Below are 24,968 nucleotides of genomic sequence, written 5' to 3' on the forward strand. Positions count from 1 at the left end.
GTGACTTCGCCGCTCTCGGTTCTCGAGAAGACCTTCGGATACGACTCGTTCCGTGGTCAGCAGGACGAGATCATCGACCACCTCGTCGGCGGCGGCGACGCCCTCGTGCTCATGCCCACCGGCGCCGGCAAGTCGCTCTGCTACCAGATCCCGGCGCTCGTGCGCAGCGGCGTGGGCGTCGTCATCTCGCCGCTCATCGCGCTGATGCAGGACCAGGTGGATGCGCTGGAGGCGGTCGGTGTGCGGGCCGCGTTCCTGAACTCGACCCAGTCCCAGGCGGAGCGTGCCCGGGTCGAGCAGGCGGTCGTCGCCGGAGAGCTCGACCTGCTCTACCTCGCTCCCGAGCGGCTCAGTGTCGCGTCCACGGCGGCGCTGCTCGACCGCGCGCCCCTCGCGCTCTTCGCGATCGACGAGGCGCACTGCGTCGCCCAGTGGGGTCACGACTTCCGCCCCGATTACCTCTCCCTGTCGATGCTCCACGAGCGGTGGCCGGACGTGCCGCGGATCGCGCTCACCGCCACGGCCACTCGCGCCACCCATGCGGAGATCACCCAGCGGCTGCGACTCGACGGCGCCCGCCACTTCGTGTCGAGCTTCGACCGCCCGGACATCCAGTACCGCATCGTGCCGAAGACGCAGCCGATGACACAGCTGCTCGAGCTGCTGCGCACCGAGCACCCCGGCGACGCGGGCATCGTCTACTGCCTCTCCCGCGCGTCGGTGGAGCGCACCGCCGCAGAGCTGCGGTCGCACGGCATCCCGGCGCTCGCCTACCACGCCGGCCTCCCCGCCGAGGAGCGAGTTGCGTCGCAGGCGCGATTCCTGCGCGAGGACGGCATCGTCATGGTGGCGACCATCGCGTTCGGCATGGGCATCGACAAACCGGATGTCCGCTTCGTCGCGCATCTGGACCTGCCGAAGAGCGTCGAGGGCTACTACCAGGAGACGGGGCGCGCCGGCCGCGACGGCCTGCCGGCGACCGCGTGGCTCGCCTACGGCCTGCAGGATGTGGTGCAGCAGCGGCAGCTGATCGACCGTTCCGAGGGCGACGCCGCATTCAAGCGCCGTGCGAGCGCCCACCTCGACGCCATGCTCGCACTCTGCGAGACGATCGAGTGCCGCCGGGTGCAGCTGCTCGGCTACTTCGGCCAGGAGAGCACCGCCTGCGGCAACTGCGACACCTGCCTCACCCCGCCGGAGTCGTGGGACGGCACCGTGGCGGCGCAGAAGCTGCTCTCCACCGTCGTGCGGCTGTGGCGGGAGCGGCACCAGCGGTTCGGCGCCGGGCACGTCATCGACATCCTGCTCGGCAAGCGAACACCGCGGGTGGAGCAGCACGGCCACGATGCGCTCACCACCTTCGGGATCGGTGCCGACCTCAGCGACCAGCAGTGGCGTGCCGTCGTGCGGCAGCTCCTGGCTCAGGGTCTGCTCGCGGTGGCGAGCGACGGGTACGGCACGCTGGTGCTGACGGACGCCTCCGCTGAGGTGCTGAGCGGCAGCCGCACGGTGCGCCTGCGCCGCGACCCGGAGCGCACGGCCACCCGGCGGCAGCGCCGCGGCGCTGCCAGCGGCGGCGACCTGCCGGTCGGCGCACAGGCGCTGTTCGAGCAGCTGCGCGCCTGGCGGGCCGGCGCGGCGAAGGAGCGCGGCGTTCCGGCATACGTCGTCTTCCCTGACGCGACGCTGCGGGAGCTCGCGACTCGGCGCCCTGCCTCCCTGCAGGACCTGTCAACGGTCGGCGGGGTGGGGGAGAAGAAGCTCGAGGCGTTCGGCGAGGCGCTGCTCGACGTGCTGCGCGCACATGTCGACGCCTGAGCCGCGGCTGCACACCGAGCGGCTGCTGCTCCGCGGCTGGCGGGAATCCGACCTCGAGCCGTTCGCCGAGCTGAACGCCGACCCCGAGGTCATGCGGTACTTCCCGGCACCGCTGACCCGCGCGGAGAGCGACGCCCTGGCGGGTCGCGCGGCGGCATCGCTCGCGGAGCGCTCCTGGGGCCTCTGGGCTGTCGAGCGGGACGGCGAGTTCCTCGGTTTCACAGGTCTCGCGGAGCCACGGTTCGAGGCGCACTTCACGCCGGCCGTCGAGATCGGGTGGCGGTTCGCGCGCTCAGCATGGGGCTTCGGCTACGCAACGGAGGCGGCGACACGGGTGCTCCGGTTCGCGTTCGAAGAGCTGCGACTCGAGGAGGTGGTGTCCTTCACCGCGGTGCAGAACCGGAGGTCACGAGCCGTGATGGAGCGGATCGGCATGGAGCACGATGAGGCCGACGACTTCGATCATCCGGCACTCCCCGGAGCGTCGCCGCTGCGCCGCCATGTGCTCTACCGGGCCCGGACTCGCTTGGAGGACCCTATGAAAATCGGTTCAAGCTGAGGACTGCCTGTTAAACACTGGCTGAAAGCGGTTGCGATTGGGCCTAATGAATCCATACCACCTACGCCCCCGCCAGGGGGTCATTCCCGAGGGGTGTATCGATCGGGCAAGGGAGCAAGCATGACGATTCTGGCTGAGAAGGGAACACGGGTCGATTCGGCAACGGAGCCGAACCGCACGACGTGGCAGGCGGTGCAGGCGGGCCTCTGGGTCGGTCGGCGCGGCGGCGAGTTCGCCGGCATGATCGAGCAGCAATGGGGCAAGGGCTACCTCGTCACCACGCGACTGGGCAAGTGCCTCGGCACGTTCGCGACGATGGAGGAGGCGCAGAGCGCTCTGCGCTGACGCCCGATGCCGCTGACGTCCGCAACGACGCGGACGACCCGCGAGAAGAACCGCCCCGCTCCTCGGACCGGGGCGGTTCTTCCTGTACCGAGTCGGTTCAGTGCTTCGTCGACTCGCGGACTTCTGACGCGACTCGACGGCGTTTCGTGTCAGATCTCCGCGACCCGTGGAAGAGGAGCGGGGGCTACTGCTGCTGGGGGGCTTCGGCTTCCTGCTTCTCCAGCTCGGCGAACACCTTCTCCATGTCGAGGCCTTCGACGGCGGAGATGACCTGTTCGAGGGCGGGCGCCGGCAGGGCGCCGGGCTGCGCGAAGACCAGCACGCCGTCGCGGAACGCCATGAGTGTCGGGATCGAACGGATGCCGGCCGCGCCGGAGAGCGCCTGCTCCGCCTCGGTGTCCACCTTTGCGAAAGTGATCTCAGGATGCGCCTCGCTCGCGGCCTCGAAGACGGGAGCGAACGCGCGGCACGGCCCACACCATTCGGCCCACCAGTCGACGAGGGTGATCCCCGGGGCGGTGACGACGGACTCGAAGTCCTGGGCGGAGAGTTCGCGGGTTGCCATCGGTTAAGGCTACGACCGAAGCCTGGGAGCGACCGTAACCGCCGGGGACGCTGGACCGGGGGAACGGCGCCCCGAAGTCTGGGGCGCCGTTCCCGAAGGCGGTCTGGAGCTGCCTACCTCGAGATCTCCTCCACGACCTCGCCGACTCGCGGCTCCGACATGGTGCGGGCCACGTCTGCCTGGGCGAGCATGCCGACCAGCTTGCCGTTCTCGACGATCGGCAGACGACGGACCTGGTGGTCCTCCATCACGCTGAGCGCGTTCTCGATCTGGTCGTCCGGTCCGACGGTGTAGACCATCTCCGAGGCGATGGAGTCGACCGTTGCCGAAGAGGGGTCGCCGCCCTCTGCGATGCACTTCACCACGATGTCGCGGTCGGTGACGATGCCGGTGACCCTGCCGTCGGCGTCGCAGATCGGCAGCGAGCCGACGTCGGCGTCACGCATCCGCTGTGCCGCCGTGACGAGCGTGTCGTCAGCGCTGAGGTGCTCCGGGTCAGGGGTCATGAGTTCACGTACCTGTGTCATGGATGTCCTCCGTCGTGCGCGTCGCCGGGGCACGGTGCCCCGGCGTTTTCGACGCTAGTGAGGGCGCCCGTCGCCGGCACCCAGCTCGGAGCGAGCCGGGAGCCAACGCTCAGGGGGCGAACAGGGTGATCCCGGAGCACACGTGTTCCTGGCGACACGCCTGGGGTTGGCTGGGAACCCCGAGCGGCGTCCGCGCTTGCGGCTTAGCGTGGCAAGCACGTTATCGGTCGCGCCGCTCGATGCCCACCCCGGCCGGCCGGACGATGCCCGGGGGTTTCGAGCAAGGGGGCCCCCGGGCATTCTTCCGTCCGGCGCGCTCGTCCGCTCAGGCGGTTTCCTGCACATCTGCGGTGCCAGCGCCGGCCGCGGTCTCGCGCGTCGGGCGCGGCATGCCGTCTGCCGTGACGAGAGTCGCCCGCTCCCGGCGGTCCGCGACGCGCAGGACGCGGCCGACGAGCAGGGCGACCGCGAGGGAGGCCACGAGCCACCCCGCGAGCACGACGAGCACGATCTCCATAGAACATGCCTAACGGACGAGCGGGCCGGTTGGCGGAAGACGCCCCCGATCTGGGGGTATCCGGGGCCGTTTTCCCTGCCGTGGGCGAGCAGAAGCGGCTCGAAGGGTGAATACGCGTGAACTTTTGCGCCGATTTCAGTAGAGTCGTCCGTGGCTGACGGCCCGACTCGGACCACGTCGGCCGGAGTTCGATGCCGAACAGGATGGGTTCTTTCAATGAGGAAAAGTCCGGTCGCGACGCGCTCGCGTGAGCGTCCCTTCCTGGCATCCGGAGCGACGGCATGAAGCTCGTGCTCGACACCGACATCGGCGGCGACTTCGACGACGCCAACGCACTCGCCCTGCTGCTTGCGGCCCCGGAGCCCGACCTCGTCGCCGTGACCACCGTCGGTGCCGGCGCGAGCGCCCACCGACGGGCTCAGGTCGCCAAGGCGATGCTGATGGACGCCGGCCGCGGCGATGTGCCGGTGCATGCCGGCGCCGACTCACCCGCCGTGCGCAACGAGGTGCTCGACAGTCTGTCGCCGGAGCACTGCCTCAACGCGTGGGAGAAGGGGCTCGCAGGCATGACGGTCGAGCAAGCGGACGCCGCCGACGCCGTGATCACGCTCGCCCAACGGCACGGAGCGGACCTCGTCCTGCTCTGTATCGGCGCGCTCACCAACGTGGCGGAAGCGATCCGGCGGAACCCGCAAGCGATGGCGCGCGTCGGAGAGATCGTCGCCATGAGTGGCGCATTCCACACACAGCACCGTGAGGCGAACGCCGCGATCGACCCAGAGGCCGCCGACACGGTGTACCGGTCGGGGATCCCGCTCCGCCTGGTCGGCTTCGAGGAGGCAGCCCGGGCGCGCCTCGATCTCGACGCATACCGGGCTGCGGCGACCGCGTCGCCGGTCGCCGCGATGCTCGCGAAGCTCGCTGCCGTGTACGCGGAGGCGTACCGCACGACGGAGGTGACGCTCTGCGATGTGACCGCCGTCGCCGCGGTGCTGCATCCGGAGTGGTTCACGTTCCAATCCGCGAAGGTCGCCGTCGAGCTGAACGGATCGGTCACCCGGGGCATGACCATCGCCGAGGCGGACCCGTTCTTCAACCGCGTGCCCTCGGGCTCCGCGGTCTCGATCGCCGCCGACGGGCGTCCTGACCTGGTGCTCGACCTGTTCCGGACGCGAGTGCTCACCGCAGGTCCGGCGCGGGAGGAGGGAGCCACGTGAGGCTCGCGCTGATCGGCGCCGGACGCATCGGCCGCATCCACGCACGCAACATCGCGACGCACCCCGACGCGGAACTCGCGCTCGTCGCCGACCCGGTCGCGGGAGCGGCGGATGCCGTCGCCGCGCCGCTCGGCGTGCGCACCAGCGCCGACGTCGCCGACGCGTACACCGCCGACGACGTCGACGCCGTCGTCATCTGCTCCCCGACACCGTTCCATGTCGAGCACATCACGGGCGCGATCGCCGCGGGCAAGGCGGTGCTCGTCGAGAAGCCGGTCGACCTCGACCTTGCCCGTGTCGACGAGTGCATCGCCGCGATCGCCGGTGCCGAGCACCGCGTGATGGTGGCCTTCAACCGCCGGTTCGACACGGGCAACGCCCTCGTCCAGCGGCGCCTTGCGGAGGGCGAGATCGGACCGCTGGAGCAGCTCACCATCGTCAGTCGCGACCCCGCACCGCCGCCCGCGTCCTACATCGCCCAGTCGGGCGGCATCTTCCGCGACATGACCATCCACGACTTCGACCTCGCGCGCTTCCTGCTCGGCGATTTCGTCGAGGTGCACGCCATGGGGCAGCGGCTGGATTCCGGCATCGCGGCCGCCGGCGACTTCTCCGCCGCGGTCGTCACCATGAGCACCGCGACCGGCGCGGTCGCCACGATCATCAACTCCCGGCACTGCGCCACCGGCTACGACCAGCGGATCGAGGCGTTCGGCGAGTCGGGGTCGCTGGAGACCGTCAACCAGCTGACCTCGACCGTCCGGTACTCGGGACCGTCGACGTCCGGGGCAGCGTCGCCGTACCTCGACTTCTTCCTCGAACGCTACGCCGACGCCTACCGGGCGGAACTCGACGCGTTCCTCAGAGCCATCGGGGACGGCGTGGCGCCGAGTCCGTCGATCTTCGACGGGCGGGAGGCGCTGCTGCTCGCCGACGCGGCGACCCGCAGCGCCACCACGGGGGAGCGCGTCCGGGTGGCGCCGCGCACACATCCGAAGGAGCCGAACCCATGAGAATCGCCGGAGCACCGATCAGCTGGGGTGTCTGCGAGGTGCCCGGCTGGGGACACCAGCTCGACCCGCAGCGCGTCCTCACCGAGATGGCGCGCCTCGGGCTGACCGCCACAGAGTTCGGGCCGGACGGCTGGCTGCCGCGTGACACGGCGGAGCGTGCGCGGCTCCTCGCCGACGCGAACCTCTCACCCGTCGGGGCGTTCGTCCCGGTCGTGGTGCACGACCGCGACACCGACCCGCTGCCCGACGTCGAGCGGGCGCTCGAAGGGTTCCGGTCGGCGGGCGGGGACGTGCTGGTGCTCGCCGCCGCCTCCGGAGCAGACGGGTACGACGCCCGCCCCCTGCTGAACGAGGAGGAGTGGGAGACCGTCTCGGCGAACCTCGACCGGATCGCCGAGCTGGCCGCCGACTACGGCGTGAAGCCGAGCCTTCATCCGCATGTCGGCACCATGGTGGAGACGCGCGAGGAGGTGGAGCGGGTGCTCGAGCACTCATCCATCCCGCTGTGCCTCGACACGGGGCATCTGCTCATCGGAGGCACCGACCCGGCCGAGCTCGTCACGAGGTACGCCGACCGCGTCAATCATGTGCACGCCAAGGACGTGCGGGCGAGCATCGCCGCACAGGTCCGCAGTGGCGAGCTGACCTACACCGAGGCGGTGCGGCGCGGCATCTACGCGCCGCTCGGTCAGGGCGACGTCGACTTCGCCGCCATCGTCCGCGCCCTCGACGGTGCCGGGTACGACGGCTGGTACGTGCTCGAACAGGACACCATCCTGCCCGGCGAGCCGCAGGACGAGGGCCCGGTCGGGGACGTGCAGCAGAGCCTCGCCTACCTTCGCGGACTCGAATAGGAGGCACGGATGGCCCGCACCAATGAGTGGTTCTTCCGGAAGGGCACGCTGTCGTCCGCGGGATGGGAGAGCGTTGTCGACGCGCCCCGGCCCGGATGGGGCCACACCGGGCTGCGAGTCGGGGAGCTGCCCGCCACGGGGGAGCTCCGCGTGGATGCCGGTCCAGTGGAACGGATGATCCTGCCGCTCTCGGGTGAGGTCACGCTGGAGTGGGAGGGCCCACGCGGCAGTGGCCGCATCTCGCTCGAGGGGCGGCAGTCGGTCTTCGACGGACCCGCGGACGTCGCCTACCTCGGTGTCGGCACGCGGGCGATTCTCACCGGCACGGGGCGGGTCGCGGTCACCGAGGCGGAGGCCGACCAGGAGCTCCCGGTCGCTGTGCTGCGGAAGGCCGACGTGCCCGTCGAGCTCCGCGGCGCCGGCACTTCCAGCAGGCAGGTGCACAACTTCGGCGTGCCGGGGGCTCTCGAGGCGCAGCGCCTGATCGCCTGTGAGGTGATCACCCCGTCGGGCAACTGGTCGTCGTATCCCGCCCACAAGCATGACGAGTCCCTGGACGGCACAGAGAGCCGCCTCGAGGAGATCTACTACTTCGAGGCCGACGTGGATCGCGGAGGCCCCACGCCGTCCGACGTCGATCCGTTCGGGATGTTCAGCACCTACAGCTCGCCGGCGGGAGAGATCGACACCGCCGCGCTCGTCCGCACCGGTGACATCGCGCTCGTGCCGTTCGGGTACCACGGCCCCGCCGCCGCGGCGCCCGGCTACGACCTCTACTACCTCAATGTCATGGCCGGTCCCGAGCCGGAGCGTGCCTGGCGGATCACGGATGACCCAGCACACGCCTGGCTGCGGCAGCTGTGGGAGCGGCAAGCCCCCGACCCGCGCCTCCCGTTCGGACCGAGAGAAAGCAGCGATCGATGACGACCAAGCGGATGACCGTCAGCCAGGCGCTTCTGGAGTTCCTGGCGAACCAGTGGACCGTCGATGGGGACATCCGTGAGCGCACCATCCCAGGGATGTTCGGCATCTTCGGACACGGCAACGTCGCCGGCGTCGGGCAGGCGCTGAAGCAGCACAGCGTCGAGCAGCCGGGTGTTCTGCCATACCATCAGGCGCGCAACGAGCAGGCGATGGTGCACCAGGCGGTCGGTTATGCGCGGATGCGCCGTCGCCGTGCGACCTACGCGTGCGCCGCGTCGGTCGGCCCCGGCGCCACCAACATGCTGACGGGCGCCGCGCTCGCCACCACCAACCGGCTTCCGGTGCTGCTGCTGCCGAGCGACACGTTCGCCACCCGGGTCGCCGACCCGGTGCTGCAGCAGCTCGAGCAGCCGCATGACATCGGCATCAGCGTCAATGATGCATTCCGTCCGCTGTCCAAATTCTTCGACCGGGTGCAGCGTCCGGAACAGCTGTTCTCGATCGCGCTCGCCGCGATGCGGGTGCTCACCGACCCGGCAGAGACGGGTGCGGTGACCATCGCGCTGCCGGAGGACGTGCAGGCGGAGGCCCTCGACGTGCCGATCGAGTTCTTGCAGCCGCGTGAGTGGCATATCCGGCGTCCGCTCCCCGAGGCCGGTCCGCTGGCCCGGGCGGTCGAGTCGATCCGCGGGGCACGCCGTCCGTTCCTGATCGCCGGCGGCGGTGTGCTGTACTCGGGTGCCGAGAGCGCGCTGCGCGAGTTCGTGGAGGCCACCGGCATCCCGGTGGGCACCACCCAGGCGGGCGGCGGATCGCTGAGCTGGAATCACCCGCAGTACCTCGGCGGGGTCGGCGCCACCGGCACGACCGCCGCGAACCGCCTCGCCGCCGAAGCGGACGTCGTTCTGGGCTTCGGCACCCGCTACAGCGACTTCACCACCGCCAGCCGCACCGTGTTCCACGACCCCGGCGTGCGGTTCGTCAACGTGAACGTCACCGGATTCGACGCCTACAAGCACGGCAGCCGGCTCCCCGTGATCGCCGACGCGCGCGAGACGCTCACGGCGCTGATCGAGGCGCTCGCCGGGCACGCAGTCGACCCGGCATACGCGGAGCGGATCGCTCGGGAGAAGGCCGAGTGGGATGCGGCGGCGGACGCCGCCCTGGCGCCCGATGACGCGCCGCGGCCCGCGCAGGCGCGCATCATCGGAGCGGTGCAGCGGGTCAGCGAGCCGACCGACGTGGTGGTGCAGGCGGCAGGATCCCTCCCCGGCGATCTGCACAAGCTGTGGCGGGTGCGCGACCCGCTCGGCTACCACGTCGAGTACGCGTACTCGACCATGGGCTACGAGATCCCCGGCGGGCTGGGCGTGCGGCGGGCGGCCCCCGACCGGGACGTGATCGTGCTGATCGGCGACGGCTCCTACCTGATGCTGCACACCGAGCTCGTGACGGCGGTCGCCGAACGGCTGAAGATCATCGTGGTCCTGATCCAGAACCACGGCTTCGCCTCGATCGGCCATCTGTCGGAAACCGTCGGATCCGGGCGGTACGGCACCCGGTACCGCTTCCTCGATGAGACGCACGGCTTCGATGCAGGCGACGTGCTGCCGGTCGACCTGGCGGCCAACGCCCGCAGCTACGGAATCGACGTCGTCGAGATCGCGCCCGGCACGGACGCCCTCGACCGGCTCTCCGACGCGGTCGCCGCCGCGAAGGCATCGGAGACCAGCACCCTCATCCACATCGAGAGCGACCCCCTCCAGTACGCGCCGGACGGCGAGGGCTGGTGGGACGTGCCGGTCGCGCAGGTGTCGACCCTCGACAGCACGCAGCGCGCCCGCCGCGAGTACGAGAGGCAGCGCGCCGCGCAGCGGCCGCTGCTCGGCTGATGGGTTTCACGGCCGCAACCGATACCCGGTCCCTGAGCTTGTCGAAGGGCCGCAACCACAGAAGAGAAGTCGATGACAACCACGGCACTGCTCGAGGCCACGCAGACCACCCCCACGGCCCTCTGGAACGACTCCGCCGACCTCGAGGAGCTGCGCGAATCCATCGGCTTCGGCGCGGTCGGCGCGACCTGCAACCCCGTCATCGCGCTCTCCGTGCTGAAACGCCACCCCGACGTGTGGGTGCCGCGGATCCGTGAGCTCGCCGAGGAGTTCCCGACCGGCTCTGAGGCGGAACTCGGCTGGAAGGCGGTCGAGCGGCTCTCCCGTGAGGCGGCCGAGCTCCTGCTGCCGGCATTCGAGCAGCACGGCGGCCGGAACGGGCGGCTGTCCGTGCAGACCGACCCGCGGCTGCACCGAAGCAAGGACGCACTCGTGGCGCAGGCGCTCGCCTTCGACCGGCTGGCGCCGAACATCATCGTGAAGATCCCGGCAACCCGCGTCGGCATCGAGGCGATGGAGGAGGTCACCTACCGCGGTGTCAGCATCAACGCCACGGTGTCGTTCACCGTTCCGCAGGCGATCGCGGTCGCGGGGGCGGTCGAGCGCGGCCTCGCACGGCGCGAGGCGGACGGCCACGACGTCTCAGCCATGGGGGCGGTCTGCACGATCATGGTCGGCCGCCTCGACGACTGGCTGAAGCACACCGTCGAGCGCGATCGCATCCTCGTCGACCCGGGCGCGCTGGAGTGGGCGGGCGTCGCGGCGTTCAAGAACGCCTACCGCGTCTACCGTGAGCGCGGCTACCGGCTGCGCCTCCTCTCCGCCGCGTTCCGGAACCACATGCACTGGAGCGAGTTCCAGGGCGGCGACGTAGTCGTCTCGCCGCCGTACGAGTGGCAGTTGCGGATCAATGAGAACGACATCCGGCTCGGGTCACGGATCGACGAGCCCGTTCCGGCGGCGCATCTGGCGGCGCTCCAGGAACTGCCCGACTTCCGTCGTGCCTACGACGAGAACGGCATGGCGGTGGAGGATTTCCAGGACTACGGCGCCACTCGGCGCACGCTGCGACAATTCCTCGACGCGACCGCCGATCTCGAAGGGCTGGTGCGGGACGTGGTGGTTCCCGCGCCCTGACGCACGTTCGCGCGTCAGGGCCTGATGTTGTGGTTGCGCCCGAAGAGGTTGTCCGGATCCCACGCGCGCTTCGCCTCCCGCAGGCGGCGGAGCGTTCCGACGGGATACATGCGGTCGACCTCGTATCCCTCGGTCGACACCGTGAAGTTGCCGTATATGCCGAGCGTCTGCACCCGGACCGTGTCCCACACCGCCCGCAGCCGGGCGTACTCGGTGTCCGGCGCATCCGGCGCCAGGAACGCCGCGGAGATCAGCAGCACCTCCGCGGAGCGGTACGGGAACGCCGTCGCGTCCGACGGCACCCGGTTGTAGGCCCCGCGCAGATAGCGGATCATCAGCACCGCAGGTGACGAGTCGGCCGAGGCTTCGACCACCGCCTGGATGAGGTCGTCGGTCAACTCCTCGGCGAGCCCGTTCCCGTCCACCATGGGCGGCAGCTCCGCCGGACCCATGTCGGGGGCGAGCACGTCGGCGTACGACTTCGGAGCGATCTCGCTCGAGGCGACACCGGGGATCCGCAGCAGGGGGGCGATCGCCGCTGCGGCGGCCTCCTCGTCGTCGCCGGCATAGCAGACGACCAGCTGTGGCCCCGCCGGCCCGGGCATGCCCATCGGCGGCATGGCGATGAACGTGACGTTGAGCTCCTCCGGGGCGGACCGCATCACGTCTCGCCACGCGCTCAAGAGGGCGACCTGGTCGACGTCCTCCTCGAAGAGGATGACGCCGGACACGACGCCGGGGAGCCGGTGCGCGAGGAAGTCGAAGCGAGTGACGACGCCGAAGTTGCCGCCGCCTCCCCGGATAGCCCAGAAGAGCTCCGGGTTCTCGTCCTCCGCTGCCCGAACGACCTTCCCTGCCGCGGTCACCACCTCGGCGGACACCAGCTGGTCGAGTGCCAGCCCCCAGAGCCGCACCATCCAGCCCACGCCGCCGCCGAGCGTGAGGCCGCCGACGCCGACGCTCGCGGTGTCGCCCGAGCTGATCGCGAGGCCATGCCTGCCGATGGTCTCGGCGACCTCGCCCCAGGTCGCCCCGCCGCCGACCCGCACGAGGTCGTGGCGCACTTCGATTTCGCGCAGGTCGCGGAGGTCCACGATGAGGCCGCCGGGCACCTGTCCCCAGTGACTGTGCCCGCCGCTGCGGACACCGAGCGGCAGACCCTCGGCCGCGGCGTACCTCACACCATTCGCGACGTCCTCCGCGGTCCGCGCGCGGATCACGACGTCGGGCGCATCCTTGCCGGAATGCCCGGCGCGCATTTCGGGAAAGCCATCGTCCGTCTCGGTGTAGACGGCCCCGCTGATGGTGGTTCGCAAGTTCTCGATCGTCATCGTTCGCCCTTCAACGGTCCACCATCTTGCTCCCGATGGGCAGGCTCGTAAAGAGCCAGTAGTCATGGTTCCCGGTCTCCCGTCCTGCGTCGTGCCGGGCGGACAGCGCCGAGACCCGGCGGGCCGGGGGCTACGATCAAGCGGGTGACCAGCGTGCCGGCGACAGACCCACCGAGCGTCCTCGTCGTGGGGGAGGCGCTCGTCGACATCGTCCGCGCGCCGGACGGCGACCGGGAGTTCCCCGGCGGGAGCCCGCTCAACGTGGCATTCGGACTTGCGCGGCTCGGCATCGCCACGACACTGCAGACCCGGATCGGCCGCGACGCACATGGCGAGCGAGTCCGTGGACACCTCGGCTCGGCCGGCGTCGCGTTGTGGCCGGGATCGGAGGACGCGCCCCGAACGTCGACGGCGGTCGCCCGCATCGGGGCGGACGGCACGGCGAGCTACGAGTTCGACATCCGCTGGGACGTCGAGCCGATCGCGGTCCCGCCGGTGTTCAGCGCAGTGCATGCCGGCTCGATCGCCGCGTTCCTCGAGCCTGGCGCGACAGCTGTGCGCCGCACGCTCGCCGGCGCGGCCGGTTCGGCCCTCGTCACCTTCGACCCGAACATCCGGCCGGCTCTCGTCGGTGCCCGCCAGTCGGCTCTCGCCGCCTTCGAGGAGACGGTGGGACTCGCCGGCGTGGTGAAGCTCAGCGACGAGGACGCCGAATGGCTCTATCCCGGTTCGGACGTCGACGACGTGCTCGCGCGCGTGCTCGACCTGGGGGCGGACCTCGCCGTGTGCACGCTCGGAGCGGCCGGGGCGCGGCTGCGGACGCGGGCGCACGCGGTGAACGTGCCGGCGGTCCGGGTTCCCGTCGCCGACACGATCGGCGCCGGCGACTCGTTCATGTCGTGCCTGCTCGCCGAGCTGCTGCAGCGGGATGATCCGCCTCGCGAACTCGACTCCGCGGCGCTGAGCGCGGTGGGGGCGATGGCCGTGCGAGCGGCGGCGATCACGGTCGGCCGTCCGGGTGCGCAGCCGCCGACCGCTGCCGAGCTCGGGGAGCTGCTCTAGGCGTCAAGCCTTCCGCGGCGCGGTCGCCAGTGCTCAGACGGCGGGCGTGGGACAGTACACCCTGGTGGCGTGCGATTGATCGGCGGTCCGCTCGACGTGGTGATCCACCATCGGCTGCCCGCACATGGGGCACGGCGGGTTCGCCGGGGGCGTGTACGGCCGTTCGGGTCGTCCGGCGCCCAGCTGTGCCGGGCCGAACACCGGGAACAGGGCCCGGTTCAGCCGCATCGACCACGGGTCCCGCTTGCGCTTCGCCACACCGCTCCAACCGTTAGTGCACTAAGAATCAGTGTAGCGGTTAATATGGAGGCATGCCGGACGTCGCCAAGGCCGAAGACCTGCTCGCACTCGAGCGGCAGGTGTGCTTCGCGCTCGCGGCCACCAGTCGCAGTGTGATCGGGCTGTACCGGCCGATTCTCGAGCCCCTCGGGCTCACGCATCCCCAGTACCTCGTGATGCTGGCGCTCTGGGAGCAGAGCCCCAGAACGGTGCGGAGTCTGGCGGAGTCGCTGTATCTGGAGCCGGCGACTCTGACTCCGCTCCTGCGGCGCTTGGAGGGCAGCGGCTACATCACGCGAGCGCGGAATGCGGCGAACGAGCGGGAACTCAAGGTCGAGTTGACGGCGGCCGGCGGCGCGCTGCGTGAGCGCGCCGAGCAGGTCCCCGTCGCAGTCGTCGAGAAGCTGGGCATCCCGGTCGAGGCGCTCGAGGAGCTGCGAGACCGCCTGAACGAGACGCTGGCGGCCACCCGCCGCGCCTCCGCGAGTGCATAGCAGGCGCACCGGTCTTGCCGGAGGGCGGGAATCGGTCGCGTCCGCATGCACGTTTTCCTCAATCTGGCAAGTGCTTGAGCGCTGGCTGAGGACACCGTGGGCACCCGCTGAAATACCGTCACGCGCCGACACGCCGGGGTTATCGTCGGAACAGTCAACGAAACGGCAAACCCGGTGTGAACCGGCGACGCAAAGCCACGGGACCCAGTCGGGTCAGCCGGGCTACCGAAGGGCGAGACCCTTGTTCGCTTTCGTTCAACAGGAGAAGTTCTGGCATCGCCGTACGGCGTCGCAACTCCAATACGGACAACTGATCTGACCAACGCGTGATCGGGCACCCTGCCTCGCATGGATGCGGATCGATCCACCCCGACCGGCACATCCGGTCACCACAGCCTTGCCCGGCGGCAACACCTGGGTGCCGCCGCGCATCTGAAAGGACACAGCAATGAGTACTGCAGATTCGAACGACCGCCCCTCGGGCGGCGCCGTGCCCGTCGACCCGGACGACACGCTCCGCAACCGAGTGGTCGACCGGGAGAAGGAGGAGTTCGGCGGCATCAAGTGGGGCTCCGCGTTCTTCGGCTGGCTCACCGCCACCGGGATGGCAGTGCTGCTGACGGCGCTGCTCGCAGCAGCCGGCGCCGTCGTCGGCCTCACCACAGGCACCGACCCGCAGGAGGCGACCGACGCGGCCGCACAGAACCTGGACGCGGCAAGCATCGTCTCCGCGATCGTGCTGCTCGTGGTCCTCTTCGTCGCCTACTACTGCGGGGGCTACGTCGCCGGACGCATGGCGCGATTCAACGGAGCCAAGCAGGGCCTCGCTGTCTGGCTGTGGGCCCTGATCTTCGCCATCGTGCTGGCCATCCTGGGCGCCGTGCTCGGCAGCCAGTTCAACGTGCTCTCGGGCCTCAACGCGTTCCCGCGGATCCCCGTCAACGAGGGCACCCTCACCGTCGTCGGCATCATCACCGCGATCGTGCTGGCGCTCGTGCCGCTCATCGGAGCGGTCCTCGGCGGCAAGGCCGGAATGCACTACCACCGCAAGGTCGATCGCGCCGGTCTCGGCCGCTGACCTGCGGAGCACACCACCAACCACACAAAAACCCACCGCGGACGAAGTCCGCATCCCCCCCGCACGACGGGGGCAACAGGGAAAGAAGGGAAACACAATGATCAGCAGTGACAACATCGCATCGCTCATCGGCGCCGACGTCCTCGACAAGGACGGCGACAAGATCGGTTCCGTCGGCCAGGTGTACCTCGACGACAACGACGGCCACCCGAGCTGGGCCAGCGTCAAGACGGGCCTCTTCGGCACGAAGGAATCCTTCGTCCCGCTCGAGGACGCGACCTGGGCAGGCGACGAGCTCCGGGTGAACTACGACAAGGACCGCGTGAAGGACGCGCCCCGCGTCGACGCCGACCAGCACCTCGAGCCCTCTGACGAGGACGAGCTGTACCGGTACTACGGCATGACCGCGGGCTCCTACGGCACTGACACCGGTTTCACCCAGGACACCACCGGCACCGACTACACCACGACGGACACCGACCGCGCCTACACCGACACGGACCGGGACCGTCGGGACACGGTCGGACACGACACATCCGGCCCCACCACCGACGACGCCATGACCCGGTCGGAGGAGCAGCTGCACGTCGGCACGGAACGCGTCCAGACCGGCAAGGCCCGGTTGCGCAAGTACGTCGTGACCGAGAACCAGTCGGTAACCGTCCCCGTGCAGCGTGAGGAAGTGCGGATCGAGCGCGAGCCCATCACCGACGCCAACATCGGCGACGCCATGGACGGACCCGCGATCAGCGAGGAGGAGCACGAGGTGGTCCTCTCCGAGGAGCGCCCCGTCATCCAGAAGGAGGCCGTCCCGGTCGAGCGCGTCCGCCTCGACAAGGACGTCGTCACCGAGCAGCAGACCGTGAACGAAGAGGTCCGCAAGGAGGAGATCACCTTCGACGGTGACGACCGCAACAGCGGGCGCTCCAACCTGTAACACCCGCGCCACCCGCGCACCGCGCCGCCGCCGCATCCCGATGCGGCGGCGGCGTTTCCTACCCCGCCCCAAGAAAGAGAGGTTCCCATGAACGATTTCATGGTCGTCCTGCAAGACGGACTCGCGTCGGTGATCGACTTCATCCCGAAGTTCCTGCTGTTCCTCGTCATCCTCATCGTCGGCCTCATCGTGGCGAAGGTGCTCTCGAAGGCCCTCGACAAGCTGCTCGAGCGCGTCGGCTTCGACCGCGCCGTGGAGCGCGGCGGCGTCAAGAAGGCCCTCGAGAAGTCGAAGTTCGACGCCTCCGACATCGTGGCCAAGCTGCTGTACTACACGCTGGTGCTCTTCGTGCTCCAGTTCGCGTTCGGTGTCTTCGGGCCGAACCCCGTCAGCGACCTGCTCGAAGGCATCATCGCCTTCATCCCGCGCATCATCGTCGCCATCATCATCGTGATCCTTGCTTCGGCCATCGCAGCCGGCGCCAAGACGCTGATCCAGGGTGCGCTCGGCGGGCTCTCCTACGGCAAGATCCTCGGCAACATCGCCGCGGTCTTCATCCTGTTCCTCGGCATCACGGCTGCCCTGAACCAGGTCGAGATCGCCACGACGGTCACCACCCCCGTCCTCATCACCGTGCTCGCCACCATCGGCGGCATTCTCGTGGTCGGTGTCGGCGGCGGAATGATCCAGCCGATGCGCGCCCGCTGGGAGGCGTGGCTGCAGAAGGCCGAGGTCGAGCTCCCGGCCGCCAAGGCCTCGGTGCAGAATGCGCCGAGCGTCAAGGAGCAGGCGCAGACCGCGACCGCGAAGATGAAGAGCAGCGGCGCCGCCGGAGGCTCGACCCGGCCGGCCGGCTCGGGGCAGTCCTCGCTGTAGTTCCCGGCCGCGAACGACGAACGCGCCTCCGCTGACCACGTTGCGGGGGCGCGTTCCTCTTTCGCCGGACACCATTCCGCTGATTGAGTAGGACACACCCGCTGGTCGAGCTGTCGCGGGGGCGGCGTGCCGGAACAGCCCGCGGAGCGACCGCTGGCGGCAAGGAGAAACCATGTCATTCCAGGCGTACCTCGACGCGATCGAGGACAAGACCGGCAAGACGCCGAACGAACTGCTGGCCGAGGCCCGTGCGAAGGGGTTCGACGCCCCCGGTGTCAGGGCGGGCCAGATCCTCGAGTGGCTGAAGGACGACTACAGCCTCGGCCGAGGCCACGCGATGGCGATGGTGCACGTCATCACCAAGGGCGACACCATCAGCGAGAAGCACGTCGGCACCGACGGGGTGCATCGCGACGAGTCGACCAGGCTCCGCCTGGACGGGAAGGCCAACCGCTGATGGCCGACGCGTCGCTCACCGCGGATCAGCGGCAGGAGATCCTCAACGCCGAAGTCGCTCGATACGCCGCGGAGGGATGGACCGTGTCCAGCGTCGCCGGGGCGCAGGCCGTGCTGCAGCGGAAGAAGCGGATCGGCTGGTTCTGGAACCTGCTGCTCACCATCGTCACGGCCGGCCTGTGGCTGATCGTCGTGATCATCCGCGTGGTGAACCGGAAGATCGAATCGGTCATGATCACGGTGGACGCGTACGGGCGGCTGAGCCGCCGCTGAGGCGGTGACGACCCGGTCCGCGATCTCGCTCGCCCTGCTCGGCAGCTGATCCGGGGAATCGCTCTGATCAGCCGGCAGGTGCGGGGCCGGACGACCGGCGGATCACCAGCTCCGCCGGTGTGATGTCGAGCGGAGGCTGCTCGGTGCGTTCGATGCGCGCCAGAAGAGTGTTCAGCGATTGGCGCCCGCGGCTCTCGAAGTCGAGGCGAAGGGTCGTCAGGGGTGGGTCGAAATAGGCGGCCTCGGGGATGTCGTCGATGCCGACGACGCTCACATCCTGGGGGACGCGCAGGCCGCGCTCCTTGAGCGCGAGCATTGCCCCGAGCGCCATCTGGTCGTTCGACGCGAGATAGGCCGTTGCGGGGGGCAGCTCGCGCAGCTCCGAGATCGCCTGGTACGCGGACTTCGCGGACCAGTCCCCGAACAGGACGCCGGCTGAGCGAAGCCCCTGGTGCTCCACCGCGGTCTGGTAGGCGAGGAGCCGGTTCCGGCTCGGCGACCAGTTCTCGGGCCCCGCGATGTGCGCGAAGCTCCTGTGACCGAGCCCGGCAAGATGGCCGATCAGCGCCGGGATGCCGTTCTCCGCCAGATCCGACCGGTGGCCGGCGGCGGCGTCGTCGGCCTCCGAGTAGACGTACGCGGGAACCCGGAAATTCGTCGTCTCGAATGCGCGCCGCATCTCGTCCGTGGACGCCAGCGCCAGCACGCCGGCGAGCTCGTGCTGGGTGAGCAGCTCGAGCGACTCCTCGATCGCGCGCGGATTGTGCACGTCCAGTGAGACCAGGTCGAGCACGTAGCCCGCTTCCCGTGCGGCCGCGCTGGCACCTTCGGCGATGCGGATCGGACCGACGAGCGAGATGTCGTGCGTCAGGGCGCCAATGCGGTGGGAGCGGCCGGACTTCAGGCTGCGCGCGGTCAGGTTCGGCCGGTATCCGAGCTCGTCGAGCGCTCGTGTGACCTTCTGCCGCGTCTCCGGGCGGATGCCGTCGAACCCCTTGAGGAAGCGGCTGACCGTCTGATGGGAAACCCCGGCCGCCTGGGCGACGTCGTAGATGGTGGCGGCCTTGAAGGGCGCCGGTCGGATGGACGGCTCGAGCGGCCCAGTTGCGTTGACCAATGCCGATCCTTCCCGCTCGAACGGTGGCGCCGAGGCCCAACGATAGCGAATACAGTCCCAGGCGATTGATGCTTGACAAGGCGATGTTATCGACAACATGCTTGATATGCCGTCATGTTGTCGAAAACATGTTCGGCTCGAGCTCGGCTGTACCGAGCTTCTCCCCAGCACACGACACCGGAGTCACATGCGCGAGTTCCGCCCCACAGCATCCGCACTGGAAGGCCGAATCCTCTTCGGAGCCGCCTACTACCAGGAGTATCAGGAGGGGGGAACGCTCGACCGGGATCTCGATCTCATGGCTGAGGCGGCCTTCACCGTGATCCGCGTCGGTGAGTCGGTGTGGTCCACCTGGGAGCCGCGCGACGGCGAGTACGACCTCGACTGGATGCAACCGGTGCTCGACGGCGCCCACGACCGCGGGATCGGCGTCATCCTCGGCACCCCGACGTATGCGATCCCGCCGTGGCTGCAGACCAAGCATCCGGAGTTCGCGATCCAACGGGCGGACGGCTCCCGGATCGGCTGGGGCGCGCGTCAGGAGGTCGACTTCACCAATCCGGAGTTCCTGCCCTACGCCGAGCGGGTGATCCGCAAGATCCTCGAGCGCTACGCGTCCCACCCCGCCGTCATCGGGTTCCAGGTCGACAACGAGCCTGGCGCACACCTCATCCACAACGAGCACACGTTCGCCGCGTTCCTCGAGTGGCTCCGGCAGAAGTACGGAGACGTCGGGACCCTCAACGAGGAGTGGGGACTCGTCTACTGGTCGCACCGCATCGCCGAGTGGGAGGAGCTCTGGACACCGGACGGCAATGCGATGCCGCAGTACCAGCTCGAGTGGCGCCGGTTCCAGGCCAAGCTGGTGAACGACTACATCGCCTGGCAGTCGCGGCTCGCGAACGAATACGCGAGCGACACCCAGTTCGTCATGACCTGCATCTCCTACGAGCGGCTCCCGGTCGAGGACGACCGCCTGGTCGAGTCGCTCGACGTCGTCGCCGGCAATCCGTACTACCTGATGCAGGACGGCCTCGCGGTGGAGAAGGAGATGCCCCGGACCGCACGGTGGTGGACCACCGGCGTGTGGGCGCTGTTCGGGCAGGGCGACCGCATGTACGCGACGACGCACAGCCGGTACCTGGTGACCGAGACGGCGGCCAGCTCGATCGGCGGACCGTGGCAGAACCTGCCGCCCTATCCGGGGCAGCTGGCACAGGCGGCGCTGGCGCTGATCGCCCGCGGCGCCACCATGATCGAGTACTGGCATTGGCACACGCTGCACTTCGGCGTCGAGACCTACTGGGGCGGGATCCTGCCGCACAGCCAGCGGCCCGGACGTCTCTACCGGGAGGCCGCGGAGCTCGGCGCGCTGCTCGGCGAGCTCGGCCCGCAGCTCGCCGGCTACGTGCCGGACGCCGACATCACCTTCCTCTACTCCAACGACACGAAGTGGTCGTTCGACTCCTACCCGCCGCTTCCGGATGCCGCAGGCAATCCGGATGCCGGCTCGTACCTCCGCATTCTCGACACCTTCGCCCGCGGCGCGTTCGAGGCGGGACTCCAGGCGCGCCTCGTCCATGCGAACGCGCTCGACGGAGCAGACGTCGAAGCATTCGTGGACGCGCACCCGGTCGTCGTCGCCGCCGCGTTCTACGTCGCGACCGACGCGCAGCTCGAGTTCCTCCGCGCCTACGCCGAAGCCGGTGGTCACCTCGTGCTCGGCATCCGCACCGGGTACGGCGACGAGCTCGCCCGCGCCCGCAAGGAGGTCGCCCCAGGACGCTTCGCCGACGCCGCCGGCGTCTGGTACGACGAGTACTCCAACATCGCGGAGCCCGTCGCGGTGGAAGCTGAGAACGGCTTCCAGCTCTCCGACGGTGCGGCCGGGACCGCCTGGGTCGACGCCCTCCAGCTCGACGGTGCGGAGCCGCTCGCGCGCTACGTGCATCACGTCCACGGCGCCTCCCCGGCCGTCACCACGAGAGCCGTCGGCTCCGGCCGCATCACCTATGTCGGCACGCTGCCGAACCGCGAGCTCGCGCGGGACGTCGCGTCGTGGCTGGTGCAGGATCCGATCGCGGGCAGCTGGTCGCATGACCCGACGGTGACCGTGTCGTCGGGCGTCGCGGCGTCCGGAACCCGGTTCTGGTTCCTGCACAACTGGTCCGAGCGTGCGGCGACCGCCGTCGCGCCCGTCGACCTCACCAACAGCGCCGGCGGGGCTCGGGTGAGCGCCGGCGCCACCATCTCGCTCGACCCGTGGGCCGTGGAGGTCTTCGGGGAGAACTGAGCGCCCCGGTCGGGGCGACCGTCGGAACGAACGAACGGAAAACAGAAAGGTACGAAATGTCAGCATCAAGAACAGCAGCGAAGCTGGGCTCCCTCGTCGTCGCGGGAGTCGTCGTCCTCACAGCCTGCTCACCCGGTGGGGGTGGCGGCGGCGGTGGCGGCGGAGGTGGCGAGGCGATCACGGACGAGCAGCGCGAAGAGGCACTGAGCACGCCCACCGAACTCACCTTCTGGACCTGGGTCCCCGACATCGAGAACCAGGTGGCCCTCTTCGAGGAGGCGTATCCCGAGATCGACGTCACCGTCGAGAACGTCGGGCAGGGGCTGCCGCACTACCAGAAGCTCCGCAGCGCGCTCGAGGCGGGCGAGGGGGCCCCGGATGTCGCACAGGTGGAGTACCAGTACATCCCGTCCTTCGTGCTCAGTGAGTCGCTCCTCGACCTGTCGCCGTACGGCGCCGGTGACATCTCCGGCGACTTCGTGGACTGGGCCTGGCAGCAGGTCGCGCCTGGAGAAGCGGTCTGGGCGATCCCGCAGGACGTGGGACCGATGGGTCACCTCTACCGCGAAGACATCTTCGCGGAGGCGGGCATCGACGAGCCGCCCGCGACGTGGGAAGAGTATGCGGAGGCCGCGCGGGCGGTGAAGGACGAGACCGGTTCGTTCATCTCCAACCTCGGTGCGACGCAGGCCGGCCAGATGATCGGCTTCATGTGGCAGCGCGGCGCGAAGCCGTTCGGCTACGACGGCGAGGAGACGGTGTCGATCAACGTCAACAGCGCGGAGGCGAAGGAGGTTGCGGCGTACTGGACCGAGCTGATCCAGGAGGACCTCGTCTCGGTCGATGTGGACTTCCAGGACCAGTGGTATCAGGGTCTCGCCAACGGCAAGTACGCCGGGTGGCTGACCGCCGCCTGGGGTCCGATCTTCCTGCAGGGCACCGCGGAAGGCACGTCGGGGCTCTGGCGCGCGGCTCCGCTGCCCCAGTGGTCCGAGGGTGAGAACGTCGCCGGAAACTGGGGCGGGTCCGCGGACGCGGTGCTCGCGTCGAGCGAGAACCCGATCGCCGCGTACGAGCTGGCGAAGTTCATCAACCACGACGAGGAGTCGGCGATGACGTTGGCGACGGAGCAGTTCCTGTACCCGCCGCAGCTGTCGGTGCTGGAGAGCCAGGAGTTCCTGGAGCAGGAGTCCGAGTTCTACGGCGGGCAGCAGGTGAATCAGCTCTTCGCTGAGATCTCCGAGACCGTCGACACCGAGTTCGAGTGGCTGCCGTTCATGGACTACGTGTACTCCAGCTACGAGGAGACGATCGGCACGGTGGTCGCCGACAAGGGCGACATCGCCGCCGCGCTCGACGAGTGGCAGGACCAGCTCGTCAGCTACGCGGAGGACCAGGGCTTCACCGTCGAGTGACCCGCGACGGGGCGTCGCCGGACCGCATCGGCGGCGCCCCGATCCCCCGAGGTCCACGGCCTCACCCCAGAGAGCGACCATCCATAGGAAGAAGGAGCCGCTGTGTCGCACACTCCGGCGCTCAACGTCGAGCGCCCGCCATCCGCCCCGCCGCCGAAACGCCACACCAGCTCTACCAGGCGCAAGCAGAACATCGCCGCGTACCTGTTCGTGCTCCCGTTCTTCGTCGTGTTCCTCACGATGCTCGTGGTGCCCCTCATCTACTCGGGATACCTGAGCCTCTTCGAGAGTCGCCTCATCGGCGGCGAGGTGTTCTCCGGCCTCACCAACTACATCCGCGCGGTCACCGACAGCGCCTTCCTCGGGGGCCTCGGCCGGGTGGCCCTGTTCCTGATCATTCAGGTGCCGATCATGCTGTGCCTGGCACTCTTCTTCGCCCTCGCGCTCGACACCGGTCGTGCTCGCGGATCGAAGGCGGCCAGGCTGCTCATCTTCATGCCGTACGCCGTGCCGGCGGTCGTCGCGACGCTGATGTGGGGCTACCTGTACGGTCCCGACTTCGGTCCGATCGCCCAGATCTCCCGCGCCGTCGGATTCGGGACACCCGACTTCCTGTCGCCGGCGAACATCCTCGGCTCGATGATGAACATCGTCACGTGGGAGTTCATCGGCTACAACATGATCATCATGTACGCCGCGCTGCGGTCGATCCCCTCCGAGCTGTACGAGGCGGCGGAGATCGATGGTGCGGGCCAGTTCCGTGTCGCGTGGAGTGTCAAGATCCCCGCCATCCGGCCCGCCATCCTGCTGACCGTGATCTTCTCGATCATCGGATCGTTCCAGCTCTTCAACGAGCCGAGCCTGCTGAACGCCATCGCACCGGATGCCATCACCAACTCGTTCACGCCGAACTACTACGCGTACAACCTCGCCTTCATCAACCGTGAGCTCAATTACGCCGCCGCGATCGCGTTCCTGCTGGGAATCGTCATCGCGATCGTGTCGTACGTCGTCCAGCTCACGGAGCAGCGACGCGAGCGTCGAGAGGCGGGACTGTCATGAGCTCGATCGAGGCCCGCGCCACCATTCCCGTCGAGGAGGTGACGGCTCAGGAGCGCCCGCGGCGCCAGTACGCACCAGAGCGGCGGCGCAGCACGCTGCTCACCGTGCTGCTGTGGCTGGCTGTGCTGTATTTCGTGCTGCCCCTCTGGTGGCTCTTCGTGTCATCCACGAAGGACAACTCGTCCCTGTTCGCCACCTTCGGCCTGTGGTTCGGTGGGGGATTCTCGCTGCAGGAGAACCTGGAGACGCTGTTCACCGTCCGGGGCGGCATCTTCGCCCGGTGGCTGCTGAACACCGTCTTCTACGCGGTCGTCTCGGCCGTGGGCGCAACGCTCCTGGCCACGATGGCGGGTTATGCGTTCGCGAAGTACCGCTTCCCGGGCAGCAAGATCCTGTTCAGCCTGACGCTCGGCGCCGTCATGATCCCCCTCACCGCGCTGGCCCTGCCGACGTACCTGCTGTTCTCGTCGGCCGGCCTCACGGACACCCCGTGGGCGGTCATCGTGCCGTCGCTGGTGAGTCCGTTCGGCGTGTACCTCATGCGGGTCTACGCGGCCGACGCCATTCCGGACGGGCTGATCGAAGCCGCTCGGGTGGACGGGGCGGGGGAGTTCCGCATCTTCTGGCAGGTGGGATTGCGCCTGCTCGGGCCGGGCCTCGTCACGGTGTTCCTGTTCACGCTGGTGGCCACGTGGAACAACTACTTCCTGCCGCTCATCATGCTGAACAGCTCCGACCTGTACCCGATCACCGTCGGGCTGGCGCAGCTGCAGTCCGCGGCGAACGCCGGCGGCGGATCGCAGGCGCTGTTCTCGACCGTGATCACAGGGTCGTTCGTGTCGATCCTTCCGCTGATCATCGCGTTCCTCTTCCTGCAGCGGTACTGGCAGTCGGGGCTCGCGACCGGCGGGGTGAAGGGATGAGCCG

General features: G+C 69.2%; 25 protein-coding genes and 1 riboswitch. Of the genes, 20 read left to right on the top strand and 5 right to left on the bottom strand.

Annotation, left to right across the window (positions count from 1 at the left end):
* The 3 genes from recQ to ACFFGH_RS21875 all read left to right on the top strand — a co-directional run bounded on the left by recQ (window position 1) and on the right by ACFFGH_RS21875 (window position 2,722).
* Window positions 1-1,818, top strand: a complete 1,818-nt coding sequence (gene recQ / locus ACFFGH_RS21865; protein WP_386672271.1) for a DNA helicase RecQ — start codon at window positions 1-3, stop codon at window positions 1,816-1,818.
* Window positions 1,805-2,377, top strand: a complete 573-nt coding sequence (locus ACFFGH_RS21870) for a GNAT family N-acetyltransferase (RefSeq protein WP_386672273.1) — start codon at window positions 1,805-1,807, stop codon at window positions 2,375-2,377. Before recQ ends, ACFFGH_RS21870 begins: the two co-directional genes overlap by 14 nt.
* Window positions 2,378-2,497: 120 nt before the next feature.
* Window positions 2,498-2,722: a hypothetical protein gene (locus tag ACFFGH_RS21875; RefSeq protein ID WP_386672275.1), complete on the top strand. Its 225-nt coding sequence runs from the start codon at window positions 2,498-2,500 to the stop codon at window positions 2,720-2,722.
* 184 nt (window positions 2,723-2,906) lie between these two features.
* Here ACFFGH_RS21875 and ACFFGH_RS21880 read toward each other — a convergent pair whose 3' ends face one another.
* The 3 genes from ACFFGH_RS21880 to ACFFGH_RS21890 all read right to left on the bottom strand — a co-directional run bounded on the left by ACFFGH_RS21880 (window position 2,907) and on the right by ACFFGH_RS21890 (window position 4,331).
* Entirely contained in the window at window positions 2,907-3,287 is a 381-nt protein-coding gene (locus ACFFGH_RS21880) for a thioredoxin family protein (RefSeq protein WP_386672277.1), read from the bottom strand.
* A gap of 113 nt (window positions 3,288-3,400) precedes the next feature.
* Window positions 3,401-3,814 (bottom strand): CBS domain-containing protein, encoded by a 414-nt coding sequence (locus ACFFGH_RS21885; RefSeq protein ID WP_386672279.1) that lies wholly within the window; start codon window positions 3,812-3,814, stop codon window positions 3,401-3,403.
* A gap of 325 nt (window positions 3,815-4,139) precedes the next feature.
* The gene (locus ACFFGH_RS21890; RefSeq protein WP_386672281.1) at window positions 4,140-4,331 is read right to left on the bottom strand and encodes a hypothetical protein; all 192 of its coding nucleotides are present in this window, start codon (window positions 4,329-4,331) and stop codon (window positions 4,140-4,142) included.
* A 281-nt stretch (window positions 4,332-4,612) separates the two neighbouring features.
* Between ACFFGH_RS21890 and ACFFGH_RS21895 the strand changes: the two genes are divergently transcribed.
* The 6 genes from ACFFGH_RS21895 (at window position 4,613) to ACFFGH_RS21920 (ending at window position 11,368) form a co-directional block, all read left to right on the top strand.
* Window positions 4,613-5,548, top strand: coding sequence for a nucleoside hydrolase (locus ACFFGH_RS21895; RefSeq protein ID WP_386672283.1), 936 nt, complete (start codon window positions 4,613-4,615; stop codon window positions 5,546-5,548).
* Window positions 5,545-6,561, top strand: coding sequence for an inositol 2-dehydrogenase (gene iolG, locus ACFFGH_RS21900; RefSeq protein ID WP_386672285.1), 1,017 nt, complete (start codon window positions 5,545-5,547; stop codon window positions 6,559-6,561). The genes ACFFGH_RS21895 and iolG overlap by 4 nt, the downstream gene beginning before the upstream one ends.
* On the top strand, window positions 6,558-7,415 hold the full coding sequence (locus ACFFGH_RS21905) for a TIM barrel protein (protein WP_386672287.1): 858 nt from the start codon (window positions 6,558-6,560) through the stop codon (window positions 7,413-7,415). Before iolG ends, ACFFGH_RS21905 begins: the two co-directional genes overlap by 4 nt.
* Before the next feature lie 9 nt (window positions 7,416-7,424).
* Window positions 7,425-8,339: a 5-deoxy-glucuronate isomerase gene (gene iolB, locus ACFFGH_RS21910; RefSeq protein WP_386672289.1), complete on the top strand. Its 915-nt coding sequence runs from the start codon at window positions 7,425-7,427 to the stop codon at window positions 8,337-8,339.
* Window positions 8,336-10,231 carry a 3D-(3,5/4)-trihydroxycyclohexane-1,2-dione acylhydrolase (decyclizing) gene (gene iolD / locus ACFFGH_RS21915; protein ID WP_386672291.1) on the top strand — a complete coding sequence of 632 codons (1,896 nt, stop codon included), beginning with the start codon at window positions 8,336-8,338 and terminating at the stop codon, window positions 10,229-10,231. Before iolB ends, iolD begins: the two co-directional genes overlap by 4 nt.
* Before the next feature lie 72 nt (window positions 10,232-10,303).
* Window positions 10,304-11,368 (top strand): transaldolase family protein, encoded by a 1,065-nt coding sequence (locus ACFFGH_RS21920; RefSeq protein ID WP_386672293.1) that lies wholly within the window; start codon window positions 10,304-10,306, stop codon window positions 11,366-11,368.
* Window positions 11,369-11,382: 14 nt separating this feature from the next.
* Here the strand turns inward: ACFFGH_RS21920 and ACFFGH_RS21925 are convergent, their stop codons facing one another.
* Window positions 11,383-12,699 carry an FAD-binding oxidoreductase gene (locus tag ACFFGH_RS21925; protein ID WP_386672295.1) on the bottom strand — a complete coding sequence of 439 codons (1,317 nt, stop codon included), beginning with the start codon at window positions 12,697-12,699 and terminating at the stop codon, window positions 11,383-11,385.
* 144 nt (window positions 12,700-12,843) lie between these two features.
* On the opposite strand from ACFFGH_RS21925, the gene ACFFGH_RS21930 reads away from it, so the two are divergent.
* The 7 genes from ACFFGH_RS21930 (at window position 12,844) to ACFFGH_RS21960 (ending at window position 18,154) form a co-directional block, all read left to right on the top strand.
* Window positions 12,844-13,761, top strand: a complete 918-nt coding sequence (locus ACFFGH_RS21930) for a carbohydrate kinase family protein (RefSeq protein WP_386672297.1) — start codon at window positions 12,844-12,846, stop codon at window positions 13,759-13,761.
* A 311-nt stretch (window positions 13,762-14,072) separates the two neighbouring features.
* The gene (locus ACFFGH_RS21935; RefSeq protein ID WP_386672299.1) at window positions 14,073-14,534 is read left to right on the top strand and encodes a MarR family winged helix-turn-helix transcriptional regulator; all 462 of its coding nucleotides are present in this window, start codon (window positions 14,073-14,075) and stop codon (window positions 14,532-14,534) included.
* A 154-nt stretch (window positions 14,535-14,688) separates the two neighbouring features.
* A riboswitch (cyclic di-GMP riboswitch) is annotated at window positions 14,689-14,764 on the top strand.
* A 218-nt stretch (window positions 14,765-14,982) separates the two neighbouring features.
* The gene (locus ACFFGH_RS21940; RefSeq protein ID WP_386672301.1) at window positions 14,983-15,612 is read left to right on the top strand and encodes a hypothetical protein; all 630 of its coding nucleotides are present in this window, start codon (window positions 14,983-14,985) and stop codon (window positions 15,610-15,612) included.
* 97 nt (window positions 15,613-15,709) lie between these two features.
* Window positions 15,710-16,549 (top strand): DUF2382 domain-containing protein, encoded by an 840-nt coding sequence (locus ACFFGH_RS21945; RefSeq protein WP_386672303.1) that lies wholly within the window; start codon window positions 15,710-15,712, stop codon window positions 16,547-16,549.
* 87 nt (window positions 16,550-16,636) lie between these two features.
* Window positions 16,637-17,425 (top strand): mechanosensitive ion channel family protein, encoded by a 789-nt coding sequence (locus ACFFGH_RS21950; RefSeq protein ID WP_386672305.1) that lies wholly within the window; start codon window positions 16,637-16,639, stop codon window positions 17,423-17,425.
* A gap of 172 nt (window positions 17,426-17,597) precedes the next feature.
* Window positions 17,598-17,882, top strand: coding sequence for a DUF4287 domain-containing protein (locus ACFFGH_RS21955; protein ID WP_386672307.1), 285 nt, complete (start codon window positions 17,598-17,600; stop codon window positions 17,880-17,882).
* Window positions 17,882-18,154 (top strand): hypothetical protein, encoded by a 273-nt coding sequence (locus tag ACFFGH_RS21960; protein WP_386672309.1) that lies wholly within the window; start codon window positions 17,882-17,884, stop codon window positions 18,152-18,154. The genes ACFFGH_RS21955 and ACFFGH_RS21960 overlap by 1 nt, the downstream gene beginning before the upstream one ends.
* 67 nt (window positions 18,155-18,221) lie before the next feature.
* Here the strand turns inward: ACFFGH_RS21960 and ACFFGH_RS21965 are convergent, their stop codons facing one another.
* Window positions 18,222-19,271 (bottom strand): LacI family DNA-binding transcriptional regulator, encoded by a 1,050-nt coding sequence (locus ACFFGH_RS21965; RefSeq protein ID WP_386672311.1) that lies wholly within the window; start codon window positions 19,269-19,271, stop codon window positions 18,222-18,224.
* A gap of 187 nt (window positions 19,272-19,458) precedes the next feature.
* Here ACFFGH_RS21965 and ACFFGH_RS21970 point away from each other — a divergent pair, with 187 nt between their 5' ends.
* The 4 genes from ACFFGH_RS21970 to ACFFGH_RS21985 all read left to right on the top strand — a co-directional run bounded on the left by ACFFGH_RS21970 (window position 19,459) and on the right by ACFFGH_RS21985 (window position 24,964).
* Window positions 19,459-21,564, top strand: a complete 2,106-nt coding sequence (locus tag ACFFGH_RS21970; RefSeq protein WP_386672313.1) for a beta-galactosidase — start codon at window positions 19,459-19,461, stop codon at window positions 21,562-21,564.
* Between the two features lie 56 nt (window positions 21,565-21,620).
* Window positions 21,621-22,979: an ABC transporter substrate-binding protein gene (locus ACFFGH_RS21975; protein WP_386672315.1), complete on the top strand. Its 1,359-nt coding sequence runs from the start codon at window positions 21,621-21,623 to the stop codon at window positions 22,977-22,979.
* Between the two features lie 102 nt (window positions 22,980-23,081).
* Window positions 23,082-24,041, top strand: a complete 960-nt coding sequence (locus ACFFGH_RS21980; protein WP_386672317.1) for a carbohydrate ABC transporter permease — start codon at window positions 23,082-23,084, stop codon at window positions 24,039-24,041.
* Window positions 24,038-24,964, top strand: a complete 927-nt coding sequence (locus tag ACFFGH_RS21985; protein ID WP_386672319.1) for a carbohydrate ABC transporter permease — start codon at window positions 24,038-24,040, stop codon at window positions 24,962-24,964. Before ACFFGH_RS21980 ends, ACFFGH_RS21985 begins: the two co-directional genes overlap by 4 nt.
* Window positions 24,965-24,968 lie beyond the last annotated feature (4 nt).

The organism is Lysobacter korlensis (assembly GCF_042434515.1).

Coding starts and splice junctions, on each gene's coding strand:
- ACFFGH_RS21970 (WP_386672313.1), top strand. CDS start 19,459: ATGCGCGAGTTCCGCCCCACAGCATCCGCACTGGAAGGCCGAATCCTC.
- ACFFGH_RS21935 (WP_386672299.1), top strand. CDS start 14,073: ATGCCGGACGTCGCCAAGGCCGAAGACCTGCTCGCACTCGAGCGGCAG.
- ACFFGH_RS21940 (WP_386672301.1), top strand. CDS start 14,983: ATGAGTACTGCAGATTCGAACGACCGCCCCTCGGGCGGCGCCGTGCCC.
- iolB (WP_386672289.1), top strand. CDS start 7,425: ATGGCCCGCACCAATGAGTGGTTCTTCCGGAAGGGCACGCTGTCGTCC.
- iolD (WP_386672291.1), top strand. CDS start 8,336: ATGACGACCAAGCGGATGACCGTCAGCCAGGCGCTTCTGGAGTTCCTG.
- ACFFGH_RS21880 (WP_386672277.1), bottom strand. CDS start 3,287: ATGGCAACCCGCGAACTCTCCGCCCAGGACTTCGAGTCCGTCGTCACC.
- ACFFGH_RS21960 (WP_386672309.1), top strand. CDS start 17,882: ATGGCCGACGCGTCGCTCACCGCGGATCAGCGGCAGGAGATCCTCAAC.
- ACFFGH_RS21895 (WP_386672283.1), top strand. CDS start 4,613: ATGAAGCTCGTGCTCGACACCGACATCGGCGGCGACTTCGACGACGCC.
- ACFFGH_RS21955 (WP_386672307.1), top strand. CDS start 17,598: ATGTCATTCCAGGCGTACCTCGACGCGATCGAGGACAAGACCGGCAAG.
- ACFFGH_RS21985 (WP_386672319.1), top strand. CDS start 24,038: ATGAGCTCGATCGAGGCCCGCGCCACCATTCCCGTCGAGGAGGTGACG.
- ACFFGH_RS21870 (WP_386672273.1), top strand. CDS start 1,805: ATGTCGACGCCTGAGCCGCGGCTGCACACCGAGCGGCTGCTGCTCCGC.
- ACFFGH_RS21875 (WP_386672275.1), top strand. CDS start 2,498: ATGACGATTCTGGCTGAGAAGGGAACACGGGTCGATTCGGCAACGGAG.
- ACFFGH_RS21925 (WP_386672295.1), bottom strand. CDS start 12,699: ATGACGATCGAGAACTTGCGAACCACCATCAGCGGGGCCGTCTACACC.
- ACFFGH_RS21950 (WP_386672305.1), top strand. CDS start 16,637: ATGAACGATTTCATGGTCGTCCTGCAAGACGGACTCGCGTCGGTGATC.
- ACFFGH_RS21890 (WP_386672281.1), bottom strand. CDS start 4,331: ATGGAGATCGTGCTCGTCGTGCTCGCGGGGTGGCTCGTGGCCTCCCTC.
- ACFFGH_RS21905 (WP_386672287.1), top strand. CDS start 6,558: ATGAGAATCGCCGGAGCACCGATCAGCTGGGGTGTCTGCGAGGTGCCC.
- ACFFGH_RS21920 (WP_386672293.1), top strand. CDS start 10,304: ATGACAACCACGGCACTGCTCGAGGCCACGCAGACCACCCCCACGGCC.
- ACFFGH_RS21885 (WP_386672279.1), bottom strand. CDS start 3,814: ATGACACAGGTACGTGAACTCATGACCCCTGACCCGGAGCACCTCAGC.
- ACFFGH_RS21975 (WP_386672315.1), top strand. CDS start 21,621: ATGTCAGCATCAAGAACAGCAGCGAAGCTGGGCTCCCTCGTCGTCGCG.
- ACFFGH_RS21945 (WP_386672303.1), top strand. CDS start 15,710: ATGATCAGCAGTGACAACATCGCATCGCTCATCGGCGCCGACGTCCTC.